The sequence below is a fragment of the Pseudoalteromonas sp. APC 3691 genome (genome assembly GCF_030408135.1).
Classification (GTDB): Bacteria; Pseudomonadota; Gammaproteobacteria; order Enterobacterales; family Alteromonadaceae; genus Pseudoalteromonas.
In genome coordinates, this window is record NZ_JASDCB010000003.1 from 1 (window position 1) to 15997 (window position 15997).

The following is a 15997-nucleotide window of genomic DNA, read 5'->3' on the forward strand; positions in this document are numbered from 1 at the left end:
TGCGCATCTTATACAGTATGCCTTCGAGCGTTTTTCTATGGTCGGGCTTATTATAAATTCGACCACTTAAGTACATTACTTTTGATAAGACATTCCATGTCCCGTCTGTTAACATTAATCTTGGCATGTAGGTTCGGTGTAAAGTTTTCTGGCGAATTCAATTATACCTTATCTTCATGCTGTTTGTTTTTCATACCACAAAGATCAACACGCCCTAGTAATTCAAAAGTATATTTTTGAGTTTCTGGGTTTGGGCGTTCGCTGTATCCTGAGCCTAAATAATCGGGTGCAATTACATGATAACGACCTGATAAAAGCGGGATCAATTCTCGGTAGCTGTGTGAAGACGACGGATAGCCATGTAAAAGCACAATGGTTTGCTTATGCTGGATGCCAGCTTCTCGGTAAAATATCTTTTTACCGTTTACATTTGCATATTTGTAAGCGGTTTTTGAAGGCCATACAGCATCAGCGGCATATACCTGAGCGGTAAGCGTAGACATTGAAACTAATAAAAACACAATAAATGAGACGATGTGAGCAGGTTTTACTTTAAGATTTTTTTGTATATCTGGGTACATAAGTAAACTCGTTATTTTTGGTAATGACGCTTTATTAATTTACCAGACCCGTTATTTACACAATTGCATTCAGTTAATAATTACAAGTTACTACTAATAAGGACACAGTAACAATACCTGTGTTTTTAAAGCACATTATCAAATATATAGTTGATTAGAGGGTAAGTGGTTTTTTAGCAGCTTTTTGTACTTTAAAAAGAGATTCGTTAATTTACTTTTGTTACAATTGAGTTGTTGGCTTACAACATTTATACAACGTTAAGTGAGTATTTTGGAGGAAGGACGTGCTCGAACAAATAGAACAATGGATTGATGCAACAAATATTAAATATAAAACCCAAAGAATTAGCTGTGAGAAATTTGCCAGTGAGTTTGCAGGGTTTTATCCTGTCGAATTTTTAAAAAATGCCTTTTACGTTATTGTCGATGAAATACCCAAACCTAACTTTCCTTTTTTGCGTGAAATGGGATTAGACGATTTTATTGACATGGATGCCGCAGGTACTACATACAAAAACACTTATTACATGCTTCCTTACGTAGCTGATAATTTAGCTGTGCATTTTCATGAACTTGTTCACGTAGCCCAATGGAGTGAACTTGGCGCCGAGGCTTTTATGTTGCGTTACATAACCGAAATTCAGCAGGTTGGTTATGATGCTGCGCCACTTGAAGTCATGGCGTATAGTCTTGATAAGCACTTTACAAATAATGGCAAGAAAATAAACGTGCCTGAACTCGTGGTTCAAGCGTTGTAGTTAATTAACATTTTCAAAGGATTGCATATGACACGCTTTACTGTTTTTTTACTGAGCTTACTTAGTGTAAATGCCTATGCGGCATCGTTTGATGACGATATTGTGGCTGCGTTACTTGAAAGAACAACACATAACGTTACCTATGATGGGTCTTATCGCTCTATTACTTATCCGGGTGGCGATGTGCCCGCTAATGTAGGGGTGTGTACCGATGTAGTTATTCGATCATATCGACTTTTAGGTATTGATTTGCAAAAGCTTGTGCATGAGGACATGTTAAAAAGCTTTGAGCTATATCCCTCTAAGCGTATTTGGGGTTTAACCAAACCGGATAAAAATATAGACCACCGCCGTGTGCCAAACTTACAGGCTTACTTTAAAAATCATGGCCAAGTGCTCGCTAAATCAAGTAACGTGAACGACTATAAAACGGGTGACATTGTAACGTGGATGCTGCCAGGTAATTTGCCGCACATTGGTATGGTTGTGAATGAGTTAGCAAAAGACACAGGGAATCCATTAATTGTTCATAATATTGGTCGAGGACCTGAAAAAAGCGACATGCTTTTCGATTTTAAAATTACGGGGCATTACCGTTTCGTCCCACAAGAATATAAATAACCAGATTATAAGTATGAGTTCTCTCATTTATTGATATTGCAGTATAAAGAAAAAGGATTTTGAACGTGAATACAAAAACCGATTCAAAAGAGGCTAGCCCAAAAGAGGTTAATCTTAAACAAAGTAAACTCGCTCCCAAAATAGCTAGCTTATTTATGAGTATTGCTTTTTCAGCCATAGGAACGGGTTTGTTTAGTTTGGTTGCAAGCTTACTTGGCAACGTAAATGTAACCGAAAAAACAGTTGGCAGTGTGTGGGTTTTACTGACCACATTTTTTGTTATTTTAAATGTATTTGGTGTCATTATTTGGCATAAACCGAAATGGTTAATTACTGCTATAAATAATGTGCTTAGGTTTGCTAAAGAGCGCAAAACAGCATTTTTTAGCGCCGTGCTAATGCTGATATTAATTATAGCAGGCTATTGTTTTTTTCTTTCCTTACCACAGCCAATTAGTTACAAAGCAACTCACTCTACACCTGCTGTTACCACTTTATCTGATGTTTTAAGCCCTGAACCGCTTTATATTGATTTTACTCCCGTTTTAGATGATGTAGAGAACACTGATGCAGTATCTTACTCTGTCGCAAAGCTTGCGCTTGTTGGCAAAGTGATTCCCACAGGTATAAAAGTCACGCCTGAGCTAATTGGACAGTGGTCTTGGAATAGTGAAAGCCAGCTTAAATTTATCCCAAAACAAGATTGGTCAGCAGGGCAAAAATATAAGGTACGTTTTGATTCATCTATTTTTAAAAGTGATATACATCTAAGCGATAATGAGCATGTATTTAAAACTCCCAACTTTGAACTAACACTAAGCTCGCTCGCTTTTTATCAAGACCCTAACGTTAAAAAAAGTCACAAGGTGATTGCAACATTAAAAGCGACTCACCCAACAGATATAAGCACCATAAAAAATAATTTAAAGCTGACTCAATCGCTTGAGCAAGATGGCAAAAACGAACTAGCACAATACAAATTTGATGTTACTTACGACAAGCATCAACGAGAGATTTACATTACTTCAGAGCAAATACGTATTCAAGATACCGAAAGCTATCTGTATTTTGTTCTTAATAGCGGTGTAAAGCCGGTTATGGGTCCTTCTCAAACAACAGTAGAGATTAAAGACGCCGTGTTGATCCCAAGTGTAAATAGCTTTTTTAGAGTAAATACTGCCAATGTGTTGATGGTAAAAAATACGCAAGGGGAGCCCGAACAAACACTTGTTTTAGACTTCACAGATGATATTTCATCGCAAGATGTGGTTAGTAAAACAGTTGCTTATGTATTACCGACTAAAGATTCAAAAGGTAATTATAAGTACTTCGGTAGTCCACGAGAGGTTACTGATGCAGTGCTTAAGCAATCTCAAAAAGTTAAGTTAAATGCGATTCCTACCGCGCAAGATACCGCTAAGTTACACAGTTTTACGTTTGACGCCCCTCAAAACCAGCAAGTTTATATCGCGATTGATAAGGGATTAAAGTCGACGGGTGAGTTTAGGATGGTGAATAAATACGACACTATTTTAGATACGCCGGCTTATCCGACACAAGTAAATATTATGTCTAAAGGGTCTATATTATCAAAAAATGGCGATCATAAATTGTCATTTTTGACCCGCGGTGTAAACGCACTTCAAGTTAAAGTAGGTAGGGTAGAAGCCAATCAAATTAACCACCTTATAAGTCAAACCAGTGGTGATATTTCTAATCCAGAATTTAATAATTATTACTTTACAGAAGAAAACATAAGTTCAATTTTTACCAGACAAGTTAATTTAAAATTGGAGCACCCTAAAAAAGCGGTCTATTCATCTATTGATTTGAGTAGTAAGTATAATGAGTCAGTTGGTTTAGGCTTATTTTTTATAAATGCTCAAGCGTTAAATACAGAAGATAATTACGTATATGGCCCCCAAGAAAAACGACTTATCCTTATTACTGATTTAGGTATTTTGGTAAAAAATAATGCAGATGGATCTCGCGATATATTTGTCCAATCTATTGAAACAGGAAAACCGGTAGCAAAAGCGAAGGTGTCGTTATTGGGTAAAAACGGATTAGTTATTTTAAATGCTAAAACAGATTCTGAGGGGCACGCATTTTTCGACAATACAACGTGGTTTACTGATGATCAAACTCCCGTTGCTTTTGTAGTCGAAACTAAAAGTGACATGTCTTTTATTCCTTATAATCGCTATTCTCGAATGGTTAACTACTCTCGGTTTGATACCGGCGGTGTAAGTTCTGGGCTCAGTGGTAGTAATAAAATAGATGCGTTTGTTTTTTCTGACCGTGGAATTTATCGACCAGGCGATAGTGTTAAACTTGCCACGATTGTGAAGCAACAAAACTTTGCAAAACTGGGCGATATACCGCTTGAACTTATAATTACCGATCCTAAAGGGACAACTGTTTATAATAAACGAGTGAGCTTAGATAAGTATGGATTGCTTGATTTTGACTTTAAAACACAAAATAGCGCCAATACCGGAACGTATTATGTATCGGTCCAACTTATTAAAAATAATAATAGCCGCGACCAATTAGGCAGCACTGAGTTTAAAGTTGAAGAGTTTGTACCCGATAGATTGAAAATTAGTAGTCAATTTTCTCAATCATCTGCAAAGGGGTGGGTAAACAGCTCAAAATTTAAAGCATTGGTGAGCCTTCAAAACTTATTTGGTACACCTGCTCAAAATAGACGTGTTACTGCTGATTTACATTTATCTCCAGCTGGTTTTTACTTTAATGAATACAAAGATTATGTGTTTTCTGATCCCCACAGTGAAGGAAAAAATATTAGACACAGTTATGAATCATTAACCGAAACCAAAACTGATGAACAAGGCAAGGCAGAATTTGATATTGACTTAACTCGCTATGAGGCAGGTACTTATCAGTTAAATTTTGCAGTACAAGGGTATGAAGAAGGCGGTGGTAAAAGTGTTCGTGCAAGCAGCTCGGTGCTTGTTTCACCCGTTGAGCAGTTAGTTGGTTATAAAGCCGATGGCGATTTAAGCTACATATCAAAAGAGTCAAAACGTGTTGTAAAATTTATTAATATTAATTCAGAAACTGAGCAAGTTGCTCGTGATGATTTATCGCTAAATTTAATAGAACAACAATATGTATCTACGTTGGTGCAACAAAATAACGGCACTTATAAGTACCAATCGGTTAGAAAAAACAAACAGGTATCAAGCAATCCGTTTTACATTAAACAAGATGGCGCAAACTACGAATTACCCACTGCTGAACCAGGTGATTACTTAATAGAACTCGTTGATGGCAAAGGGAATACCGTTAGTAGGGTATCATTTACGATAACCGGCACGGGTAACTTAGCGGGTAAGCTTGAAAAGAATGCTGAACTGCAAGTTCAATTAAATAAACCGGATTACAAACCGGGCGAAACAATTGAAATAAGTATTGTAGCGCCTTATGTTGGCTCGGGTTTAATTACAATTGAAACTAATAAAGTACACGCTTTTAAATGGTTTGAGAGTAAAACAACAAGTAGCATACAAACCATAACGATACCTAAAGGGATAGAAGGCAATGCGTATGTTAATGTTTCATTTGTTCGAAGCCTTGAATCGAAAGAAATATTTACAAGCCCATTAAGCTACGCAGTTAAACCATTTGCGATTGATCGTAGTAAACGCGCAATAGATTTTGACGTAAACATACCTGATAAAGTAAAACCAGGTGACGATTTAGTCATTTCATATAGTGCCAAATCACCTTCACGTGTTCTGTTATTTGCTGTAGATGAAGGTATTTTACAAGTGGCAAATTATCGGACGCCAAAGCCGTTAAATCACTTCTTACAAAAACGTGCTTTAGAAGTTAGTACTATGCAAATTGTTGATCTTATTTTACCTGAATTTAAACTAGTGCAAGAGCTTGCAGCTGCGGGTGGTGGTTATGCTGACTCAATGGCAATGAACCGCAAGAGCAAGCAACTTAACCCGTTTTCTCGTAAGGTACAAAAACCAGTCGCATTTTGGTCTGGTATTTTATCGGCTGATGCTAAAACGAAAAAACATACGTTTACTATCCCAGATACTTTTGCAGGTCAGGTACGTGTAATTGCTATTGCCGTAAATGACGAGGGTGTTGGTGTTAAAGAAAGTACAACACTTGTGAAAGGGCCCTTCGTATTAACTCCTAATGTATTAACGACAGCAGCACCAGGCGATGAGTTTAATATTGTACTTGGTATTGCTAATGGTGTTGAGGATTCAGGTAAACAACTGCCAATTACGGTAGAAGCGCTTACTTCAAGCAACATTGAAATAATAAGCGATAAAAAATTAACGCTAAATATTGATGAAAAATCAGAAGACACATTAACGTTTAGAGTGAAAGTGCTTGATAAGCTTGGCGCTGCATCAATTACATTTACTGCGTTATCGAGTGACAATGTTAGCCAACGCACGGCAACGTTAAGTGTGCGCCCTGCGGTTGCATTTGTTAGTAGCTTTGAAAGTGGCTTTAGTGAATCAGGTAAAAAAGAAATAGCGGTTTCGAGACAGCTATATCCTAACTTATCACAAAATAATATTACCGCTTCACAAAGCCCGTTAGCGCTTGTTGATGGTCTTATTAGTTATTTAGATAACTTTCCTCATATGTGTACCGAGCAAGTAGTGAGTAGTGTGTTTCCGGTGCTAAGTTATTTAGAACACCCAAGTTATATGGGCGATGTATCTTATAAACATGAGCGTATAAACAACTTAATAGATACCCTTCGTCAACGTCAGTTACCTGATGGCAGATTTATGTTATGGCCGGGTAATTCTAGTGCATCTATTTATTCTTCTCTTTATGTTATGCATTTTTTATTAGATGCAAAAGAAGCGGGCGTAGCAATACCTTATGATATGTGGAGCAGTGGTTTTGAAGGTGTGCGCAGTATAGCGAGCGGATCTTTAGAGGCGAATGACAGAAACCGCGCTTATGCCATTTATTTGCTAACACGACAAGGTGAGGTAACAACTAATTACTTATCTGATTTAGAAAAAAGTGTAAATGCGAGTAATAGCAAAGTATGGCAACAAGATATAACGTCCGCGTTTATGGGCGCAACTTATCAGCTATTACGTGCAAGCGACAAAGCGCAAGCACTGATCAATAGCTATAAAATTGGGCAAGATACCCAGCACGATAATTGGGGCGCTTACGACTCACGTTTAGCTCACGACGGACAGTATATTTATTTGTTATCAAAACATTTTCCTGCTCGCTTAAAGCAGTTAACTAAAGATGATTTGTTTAATGTCGTTGACCCTATTTTTAAAGGAGACTACAACACGTTGTCGTCTGCTTGGTCTGTACTTGCTATGACGGCATACTCAAAAGTTGCGTTATCACAAGCCCAGCCTGAAGATGTAAAAATAATGGCAACAACGACAATGGCAGAAAAAAAGGCATTAGACGTAACCTATACACCTTATCCTAAAGCCTCGTTTTTAAATGACGTTAAAACGCTTGATGTATTAGCGCCACCTCGCTCATTTTACATGATGAGCCAAGCTGGTTTTGATACAAACGTGCCACAAAAGTCATTAAGTAATGGTTTAGAAGTTGTCAGAGAATACCAAGACGATAAAGGTAATGTGATAACCACCGCTGTTCAAGGTCAAGAACTAAACGTTGTATTACGAGTGCGTAGTACAACGGGTAAAAATATTTCGGATGTTGCTGTTATTGATTTACTACCTGGTGGGTTTGAAGTACTCAGAGACAGCGTTCGCAATAGTTATAATCGCTGGACCTCTGATTATAAAGATATACGAGAGGATCGCGTTATATTATATGGCAGCTTTGGCGATAGCATGACTGAGCTTACTTACAAGATTAAGGCTACTACATCTGGCAGCTTTGTAGTGCCATCGGCTTATGCTGAATCTATGTATGATTTAAGTATTAAAGCGCACTCAAAATCGGGTCGTTTTGATGTTACCGCCGCTAAATAAAAAGTTTAGTTTTATAATAAAAACGGCTTTTTTTACAACAGCACTGCTTGCAGTGCTGTTGAATTTGTTTACTCCAAAGCCTGATATTACCCAGCCCAATGCTTACTCAACGGCTTTTTACGATAGCAGTGATAAATTACTTCGTTTAAATTTAGCCGCAGACGATAGATATAGATTATGGACGCCAATAGATAAAATCCCTTTGAGCGTTCAACAAGCTACTTTATTGTATGAAGACCAAGACTTTTATGAGCATATTGGTATCGATTTTATTGCTTTAATAAATGCGTTTTATACTAGCTATATTAAAAGAAGTCACCGAGTCGGTGCGTCAACAATAACAATGCAAGTAGCCCGGTTGCACTTTGGGATGAACACGCATGTTATTTTTGGAAAAGTAGAACAAATACTTCGAGCGCTACAAATTGAGAGACACTACAGTAAAAACCAAATACTCGAGGCGTATTTTAACTTAGCGCCTTATGGATCAAATATTGAAGGTGTTGGTGCAGCCAGTTTAATTTATTTTAAGAAACCAGCTATTGATCTTAATTTACCTGAGTCATTATTACTTAGCTTAATCCCGCAAAACCCAACCAAACGAAATCCCATTAAAAAATCGGCTAAACTGGTATTGCTAGAAACAAGAAAAAAACTGTTTACTCGTTGGCTTGAAACCCACCCAGACGATAAACATTGGCTAGCAGCTATGCAATTACCGATAAAGGTATATGCCTCTTCAGACTTGCCTTTTGAAGCTCCACATTTTATTGATAATTTACAAAGCGAGTACCCGCACCTAAAGCCTGGAGAATATAAAACGTCGATAGACCTTAATTTACAAAACTTACTTCAGCGCCATGCAAGAAATTACATTAATCGCAGGCATAGAGACGGGCTTAGTAATACGTCTGCTATTTTACTAAATTATAAAACTATGGAAGTAGTTGCTGAATTAGGCTCTGTGGATTTTTTTAATAATGACATTAGCGGTCAAGTAAATGGTGTAAGAGCTAAACGTTCACCAGGTTCAACCCTTAAACCATTTATTTATGCGCTTGCTATAGACGAAGGGTTAATTCATCCATTAACGCTTGTAAAAGATGCCCCCAAACGCTTTGGAGGATATACACCAGAGAATTACGATCAGCAGTTTTTAGGGCCTATATCGGCTACTGAATCGCTAGTGCTGAGCCGTAATGTGCCTGCTGTTAATTTGATGTATCGCTTACAAAAAGTTGGGCTATACGATTTACTCGTTGCAGCCGATATTAAAAAGCTTCAGCCCAAAGAGTTTTATGGTTTAGCGCTTGCGCTGGGCGGCAGTGAAGTAACGATGCTAGAGCTCGTTAAGTTATACGCCATGTTAGCTAATTTAGGGGTGTATAAGGATGAAGTTATATTAAAAAAAGACGCCACTGTTATTAACCAAAACAACCCAAATAATCAAAACAATCATATCAAGCAACTCATCAGCCCAGAGGCAGCCTACCTGACTTTACAAATGCTAAGTGAAAATAGTGCAGTTGATGAAATCTCATTTCAAAAAGAAAGAAGACAATCATACCCTGTATATTGGAAAACAGGTACTTCATTTGCTTTTCGCGATGCATGGTCAGTAGGTATTGTTGGTCCGTATGTTTTAGCTACATGGGTGGGTAATTTCTCAGGAGAAGGGCACCCATCTTTTATTGGGCGACAAGCAGCCGCGCCTTTATTTTTTAAAATAATACGTTCATTAGATAGTTACGGCTTAATCAAAGGCAATATAAAACCAGGTGGTTTAAATATTACAGAAGTAGATATTTGTTCAACAACAGGTGATTTACCTAATGTGCATTGCCCTAAAACAGAAAAAGGACTTTTTATTCCAGGTAAGTCGCCAATTAAAGTGTCCGATGTACATCGTGAAATTTATATTGATAAAGTATCGGGATTACGTGCTTGTCAGTATGTTGAATCTACAACTACAAAGGCAGTTTATGAATTTTGGCCATCTGACTTAGTCAGATTATTTAAACAAGCAGGCATTGTTAAACGCCAGCCTCCACCTTATTTAGATTCATGCTTAATTAATGACACGAGTACACGAGGCTCAGCACCGAGTATTACATCCCCGAGTAATTTAATTAGCTACACGATAAGAGCCAGTAAATTGAAAAAAGAAGGCCTGCCTTTTAGCGCAATCACAGATACAGATTCACGTATTTTATATTGGTTTGTAGATAACAGCTTTGTTGGTAAAGTAGAGCGAGATACGCCTTTTTTCTGGCACCCGCAAGTAGGCGAATTTGACGTAAGAGTGGTTGATAATTTAGGGCGTAGCGCATCAGTTTCAATGCGTGTAAAGCTCGTTCAGTGATACGTAAATAAGCTAAAGAGCTAGTTATCGGGTATTAAACAATTAGATTGGCGTTTATAAACTGTATTTAGCGTTTAGACTACTTTAAATTAATACTTACATTGCCATTGGGTTTACAGCAGCACAGGAGTATTTCGCCTTCGCGCACAAATGCAAGGGGCTCTTCGTTATATTCAACACTACCTGACACTAACGTTGCTCTACAGGCGCCGCAGTAACCTTCGCGGCATTGGAATGCAACGTCTATTTTCATGGATTCTAAGCACTGTAGAAGAGAAGGGCAGCCAGCGGTAAATTCTATACACTGGCTGTTTTCTGCAAGCGTTATGCTTGCAGTAGACTTGTCACTCATTATAAATCAAAATCACCAAATTCTGATGCATCAACTTGAGAGTCTATTTGACCAACAAGGTATGAGCTAATTTCTGCTTCTTGAGGCGCTACTTGCACGTTATCAGACACTAACCACGAGTTTATCCATGGGATAGGGTTACTGTTATTTTCAAACTGTGCTGGCAAGCCAATGGCAGTCATACGTGCATTAGTAATGTATTCAACGTACTGACATAAAATATGCTTATTTAAGCCAATCATTGAACCATCTTTAAATAAATACTCAGCCCACTCTTTTTCTTGCTCTGCAGCATCAACAAACATTTTAATCGCTTCGTCGCGGCACTGGGCTGCAACAATCGCCATTTCTGGGTCATCTTTACCGTCTTGCATAATGTTTAAAATATGCTGAGTACCCGAAAGGTGAAGTGCTTCATCGCGCGCAATAAGTTTGATGATTTTAGCGTTACCTTCCATCAATTCGCGCTCAGCAAACGCAAACGAACATGCAAAGCTTACGTAAAAGCGAATCGCTTCAAGAATATTTACCGACATCATAGCCAGGTAAAGTTTCTTTTTAAGCTCAAACAAATTCACGATAACAGTTTTACCGTTAATCTCGTGTTTGCCTTCACCATATAAATTGTAAAGCGATACAGAGTTGATTAAGTCGTCGTAGTATTTAGTTACGGCATCAGCACGTTCGCTAATTTTATCGTTGCTAACAATGTCATCAAAAATAAGCTCAGGTGCTTGTGTTACATTACGGATAATATGCGTGTATGAGCGGCTGTGAATTGTTTCACTGAACGCCCATGTTTCTATCCATGTTTCAAGCTCTGGTAGCGATACAATTGGAAGTAGAGCCACGTTTGGCGAACGACCTTGTACACTATCAAGTAGTGTTTGGTATTTTAAGTTGCTTAAAAATATATGCTTTTCGTGATCTGGTAATGCTTGAAAGTCTAAACGGTCTTTACTTACATCTACTTCCTCAGGACGCCAAAAGAAAGACAGTTGCTTTTCAATTAACTTTTCAAAAATTGGGTATTTTTGTTGGTCGTAACGAGATACGTTTACAGTTTGGCCAAAAAACATTGGCTCTTGCATTTGGTTATTATGGTTTCGGCTAAAAGTAGTATAAGACATGTTTATCACTCAAAAAACTATCAGAAAAAGCGGGCTAAATGCCCGCTTAAAATAAAAATCAGCAGTTATATTTTACACGCGCCGCCTTCACAATCATCATCTTCCACTTCTGGAGTATCTTCTTGTGAATCTGAGGCGCCATCGCGAGTATTGTGGTAATACAAGGTTTTAACACCTAGTTTGTACGCGCTTAGTAAGTCTTTTAATAAGACTTGCATAGGTACTTTACCGCCTTCGAACTTGTTTGGATCATAATTTGTATTTGCAGAAATTGTTTGGTCAACAAATTTTTGCATTATGCCAACAAGCTGCAAGTAACCATCGTTTGATGGAATGTCCCATAGTAACTCGTACTGATCTTTTAAACGCTCATACTCAGGAACAACTTGTTTTAAAATACCGTCTTTACTTGCTTTAACGCTAATATGTCCACGTGGTGGCTCAATACCGTTAGTTGCATTAGAGATTTGCGACGATGTTTCTGATGGCATTAATGCACTTAGTGTTGAGTTACGCATACCGTGCTCTTTAATATTTGCACGTAGTGTATCCCAGTCAAGATGAAGTGGCTCATCACAAATTTTATCTAAATCACGTTTGTACGTATCTGTTGGCATAATGCCTTGAGAGTACGTTGTTTCGTTAAACTTAGGACATGCGCCACGCTCTTTAGCAAGCTCGTTTGATGCTTTCATTAAGTAGTATTGAATAGCTTCAAAGGTTTTATGTGTTAATGCATTTGCGCTACCATCTGAATAACGCTTACCGTTTTTAGCTAGGTAGTAAGCGTAGTTAATCACGCCTATTCCTAGTGTACGACGACCCATAGTTGCATTTTTAGCCGCCGGTACAGGGTAGTCTTGGAAATCAAGTAAGTTATCAAGTGCGCGTACTGCAAGTTCAGCTAGCTCTTCAAGCTCATCAAGTGACTCTATTGCACCTAAGTTAAACGCAGAAAGTGTACAAAGCGCAATTTCGCCTTCTTCGTCATTTACGTTGTTAAGTGGCTTAGTTGGCAATGCAATTTCTAAACATAAGTTAGATTGGCGAATTGGCGCAACTTTAGAAATAAATGGGCTGTGTGTATTACAGTGATCCACATTTTGTAAATAAATACGACCTGTACTTGCACGTTCTTGCGCAAACATAGAGAAAAGCTCAATGGCTTTAATACGTTTTTTACGAATAGACTCGTCTTGTTCGTATTTTACGTAAAGTGCGTCAAACTCAGCTTGGTCTTCAAAAAATGCATCGTAAAGGCCAGGCACATCTGATGGGCTAAATAATGTAATGTAGTCATCTTTAATTAAACGAGAGTACATTAGTTTATTAAACTGTACGCCGTAATCAAGGTGACGAACGCGGTTGTCGTCTACACCACGGTTATTTTTAAGTACAAGTAGGTTTTCTACTTCTAGATGCCAAAGCGGGTAGAACAAAGTTGCAGCACCGCCGCGTACACCACCTTGCGAACAACTTTTAACAGCTGTTTGAAAGTGCTTATAAAAAGGAATACAACCTGTATGGTACGCTTCGCCGTTACGAATATGGCTACCTAAAGCACGAATTCGACCAGCGTTAATACCAATACCTGCGCGTTGTGATACGTATTTAACGATTGCAGACGATGTAGCGTTAATTGAATCAAGGCTATCGCCACATTCAATTAATACACACGAGCTAAACTGGCGAGTAGGCGTACGGACACCTGACATAATTGGCGTTGGTAGAGATATTTTAAATAATGATACCGCGTCGTAAAAACGTTTAATGTAATCAGTACGTGTTTCACGTGGGTAGTCAGAGAATAAGCTTGCTGCTACTAAAATATATAAAAACTGTGCACTTTCGTATATTTCACCCGATACACGGTTTTGAACGAGGTACTTGCCTTCAAGCTGTTTTACAGCTGCGTAGCTAAAGTTAAGATCGCGAGAATGATCAAGGTATGCATCAAGCTCGTCTAATTCTTGCTCTGTGTAATCTACTAATAAGTGAGCATCGTAGCGTTTATCGCCAACCATTTTTGTTACGTGGTCAAATAAACGTGGTGGTTCAAATTGACCATACGCTTTTTTACGTAAATGGAATACAGCTAAACGTGCAGCTAAGTATTGATAATCAGGCGATTCTTTTGAAATCTGATCCGCTGCTGCTTTAATGATGGTTTCGTGGATGTCTTTGGTACGAATACCGTCGTAAAACTGAATATGCGATTTTAATTCAACTTGCGAAACCGAAACGTTGTTTAAACCTTCGGCGGCCCATTCAATAACGCGATGGATCTTATCCAGATCAAGTGGCTCTTTGCGCCCGTCACGTTTGCTTACAGATAACTGTTGGTTCATTTGCCTGTATTCCTTGGGAATTATGTATTTTGACCAATGCTTTATACCTCGCCGAAGCAAGGTACATACTCATTTATTATAGGTTTCACCATATTGGCGAATTTAATTGAATAACATTTGGCCACAATATCTGGTGTTGTTCAATTTAGAGATCACAAGATAGTGTGGTCTGAGTTGTTTTGCAAGGGACATAATTGCCCCTATTTGTGGATAACTTTGGGATAACGCATTTGTGTTAGTAGACACTCACCTTCGAACAATCATTTAAGTTGAAATATGCAAAAATCAACTAATGATCTGCTAAATTTACGCATTTTAAAAATAAATTTTGACTGCTTTTTTTATCAGCAAGCTTTGTGTGAAAACTAACACAATCACAATATATAGTGTTTAATAATTAACATGACACTATATATGGTTAAAACCGTCAATTGGACTTAGCCAGTTAAAATTGGCTTCCCAAGCTATCGCTTCATCTTTACTTGGGATGTAACCCCAAAGAGCCGTTGCGGTATGCATACCTGCGGCTTTGCCTGCTTGTATGTCGCGCTGTGCATCACCAATGTATAAACAGCGCTTTGGTTCTACTTGCATGAGCTTTGCACAATGCAGCAGTGGTAAAGGTGATGGCTTAGCTTCAGTTAAGGTGTCGCCACTTATTACTACACTGGCATTTTTCAATGCGGGAATAGCTGCCACTAAAGGATCGGTTAAAAAGCCAGGCTTGTTAGTCATGATCCCCCACTTGATCTTTTTCTGATCAAGGGCGATAAGTAACGATTCAACTCCGCTGAAGCAATGCGTGTGTTTTGCTATGTTTGCAGCGTACTCGTTAACTAATTGCTTTATAAGCTCGCTTTGGTGTTGTTTGTCCCATAACTCTTTAAAACCAGCCTCTAATAATGCGCCTGCGCCGTTAGATGCCGCAGGACGGTATACATCACTACTAACTGGTTCTATTTCATTGCTAATAAGGACTGCGTTTAAAGCGGCACCTAAATCATCAGCGGTGTCGAGTAGGGTGCCGTCTAAATCAAATAAAAATGCATCGTACTCAATAATGGATAAGGGGGCTTGAGAATTAGCCATTAAGCTAACTTCTCAAAATAAAGTATGTAATTTACGCTAACGTCACTATTGAGCGTATATTGCTTTGATAGTGGGTTATAAGAAAGCCCTGTACTTGCACGGACTTTTAAACCGGCTTGCTCTGCCCATGAAATAAGCTGTGCAGGTTTTATAAACTTTTTATGGTCGTGTGTACCTTCAGGTACCATTTTTAAAAGTTTTTCAGCGCCAACAATCGCGTATAAATATGCTTTAGGTGTTTTGTTAAGGGTTGAAAAAAACACATCTGCGCCTGGTTTGGCAAGTGCGGCTACAGCATGAATGATAGATGCTGGGTCGGGAACGTGTTCAAGCATTTCCATACACGTTATTACATCAAAGCGCTCAGGGTACTGTGTTGCAAACTCTTCTGCAGGCACTTTTATATAATCTACATTTACGCCAGTTTCTAAACTGTGCAACTTAGCAACAGTTAAAGGCTCTTGCCCCATGTCGATGCCAGTTACTTTTGCGCCCATGCGCGCCATGCTTTGGCTTAAAATACCGCCACCACAGCCAACGTCGAGTGTTTCTTTATCGAATAGGCCTTGCGTTTTATTTGCTATAAAGTCTAAACGTAACGGGTTAATTTCGTGAAGAGGTTTGAATTCTCCGTCTAGGTCCCACCAACGCTCAGCGATGGCTTCAAATTTTGCTATTTCTGCGTGATCTACATTTTGATGTTCGGTCATAAAATACTTCCTCGTCAATCTGAGGCCATTATATAGGGCTAAATTGATAAATCGCA

General features: G+C 38.5%; 10 protein-coding genes and 1 pseudogene. 4 read left to right on the top strand and 7 right to left on the bottom strand.

The window, feature by feature from the left end; genetic code table 11:
- Positions 1-127, bottom strand: a pseudogene (locus tag QL998_RS01565) (IS5/IS1182 family transposase); the annotation flags it as partial.
- A 34-nt stretch (positions 128-161) separates the two neighbouring features.
- Complete coding sequence (locus tag QL998_RS01570) at positions 162-581, bottom strand: alpha/beta fold hydrolase (RefSeq protein ID WP_290192030.1); 420 nt, start codon at positions 579-581, stop codon at positions 162-164.
- A gap of 284 nt (positions 582-865) precedes the next feature.
- Between QL998_RS01570 and QL998_RS01575 the strand changes: the two genes are divergently transcribed.
- From QL998_RS01575 to pbpC, 4 genes are all read left to right on the top strand, one after another.
- Positions 866-1339: a hypothetical protein gene (locus QL998_RS01575; RefSeq protein ID WP_290192031.1), complete on the top strand. Its 474-nt coding sequence runs from the start codon at positions 866-868 to the stop codon at positions 1337-1339.
- A 27-nt stretch (positions 1340-1366) separates the two neighbouring features.
- Positions 1367-1960: a DUF1287 domain-containing protein gene (locus tag QL998_RS01580; RefSeq protein WP_165743582.1), complete on the top strand. Its 594-nt coding sequence runs from the start codon at positions 1367-1369 to the stop codon at positions 1958-1960.
- Between the two features lie 65 nt (positions 1961-2025).
- Entirely contained in the window at positions 2026-7950 is a 5925-nt protein-coding gene (locus QL998_RS01585; protein WP_290192032.1) for an alpha-2-macroglobulin, read from the top strand.
- On the top strand, positions 7931-10312 hold the full coding sequence (gene pbpC, locus QL998_RS01590) for a penicillin-binding protein 1C (RefSeq protein ID WP_290192033.1): 2382 nt from the start codon (positions 7931-7933) through the stop codon (positions 10310-10312). Before QL998_RS01585 ends, pbpC begins: the two co-directional genes overlap by 20 nt.
- A 79-nt stretch (positions 10313-10391) precedes the next feature.
- Here the strand turns inward: pbpC and yfaE are convergent, their stop codons facing one another.
- The 5 genes from yfaE to ubiG all read right to left on the bottom strand — a co-directional run bounded on the left by yfaE (position 10392) and on the right by ubiG (position 15941).
- Positions 10392-10664, bottom strand: coding sequence for a class I ribonucleotide reductase maintenance protein YfaE (gene yfaE, locus QL998_RS01595; RefSeq protein ID WP_007583035.1), 273 nt, complete (start codon positions 10662-10664; stop codon positions 10392-10394).
- A complete protein-coding gene (gene nrdB / locus QL998_RS01600) occupies positions 10664-11794 on the bottom strand; it encodes a class Ia ribonucleoside-diphosphate reductase subunit beta (protein ID WP_007583038.1) in 1131 nt (376 codons plus the stop codon). The genes yfaE and nrdB overlap by 1 nt, the downstream gene beginning before the upstream one ends.
- 65 nt (positions 11795-11859) lie before the next feature.
- Positions 11860-14142, bottom strand: a complete 2283-nt coding sequence (nrdA, locus tag QL998_RS01605; protein ID WP_182733173.1) for a class 1a ribonucleoside-diphosphate reductase subunit alpha — start codon at positions 14140-14142, stop codon at positions 11860-11862.
- A 408-nt stretch (positions 14143-14550) separates the two neighbouring features.
- Positions 14551-15231 (bottom strand): HAD-IA family hydrolase, encoded by a 681-nt coding sequence (locus QL998_RS01610; RefSeq protein ID WP_182196096.1) that lies wholly within the window; start codon positions 15229-15231, stop codon positions 14551-14553.
- A complete protein-coding gene (gene ubiG / locus QL998_RS01615) occupies positions 15231-15941 on the bottom strand; it encodes a bifunctional 2-polyprenyl-6-hydroxyphenol methylase/3-demethylubiquinol 3-O-methyltransferase UbiG (RefSeq protein WP_182196099.1) in 711 nt (236 codons plus the stop codon). Before ubiG ends, QL998_RS01610 begins: the two co-directional genes overlap by 1 nt.
- Positions 15942-15997: the final 56 nt, after the last annotated feature.

Excerpts from the sequence above, each read along its gene's own strand:
- QL998_RS01610 (WP_182196096.1), bottom strand. The coding sequence starts at position 15,231 with ATGGCTAATTCTCAAGCCCCCTTATCCATTATTGAGTACGATGCATTT.
- nrdA (WP_182733173.1), bottom strand. The coding sequence starts at position 14,142 with ATGAACCAACAGTTATCTGTAAGCAAACGTGACGGGCGCAAAGAGCCA.
- ubiG (WP_182196099.1), bottom strand. The coding sequence starts at position 15,941 with ATGACCGAACATCAAAATGTAGATCACGCAGAAATAGCAAAATTTGAA.
- pbpC (WP_290192033.1), top strand. The coding sequence starts at position 7,931 with ATGTTACCGCCGCTAAATAAAAAGTTTAGTTTTATAATAAAAACGGCT.
- nrdB (WP_007583038.1), bottom strand. The coding sequence starts at position 11,794 with ATGTCTTATACTACTTTTAGCCGAAACCATAATAACCAAATGCAAGAG.
- QL998_RS01570 (WP_290192030.1), bottom strand. The coding sequence starts at position 581 with ATGTACCCAGATATACAAAAAAATCTTAAAGTAAAACCTGCTCACATC.
- QL998_RS01580 (WP_165743582.1), top strand. The coding sequence starts at position 1,367 with ATGACACGCTTTACTGTTTTTTTACTGAGCTTACTTAGTGTAAATGCC.
- yfaE (WP_007583035.1), bottom strand. The coding sequence starts at position 10,664 with ATGAGTGACAAGTCTACTGCAAGCATAACGCTTGCAGAAAACAGCCAG.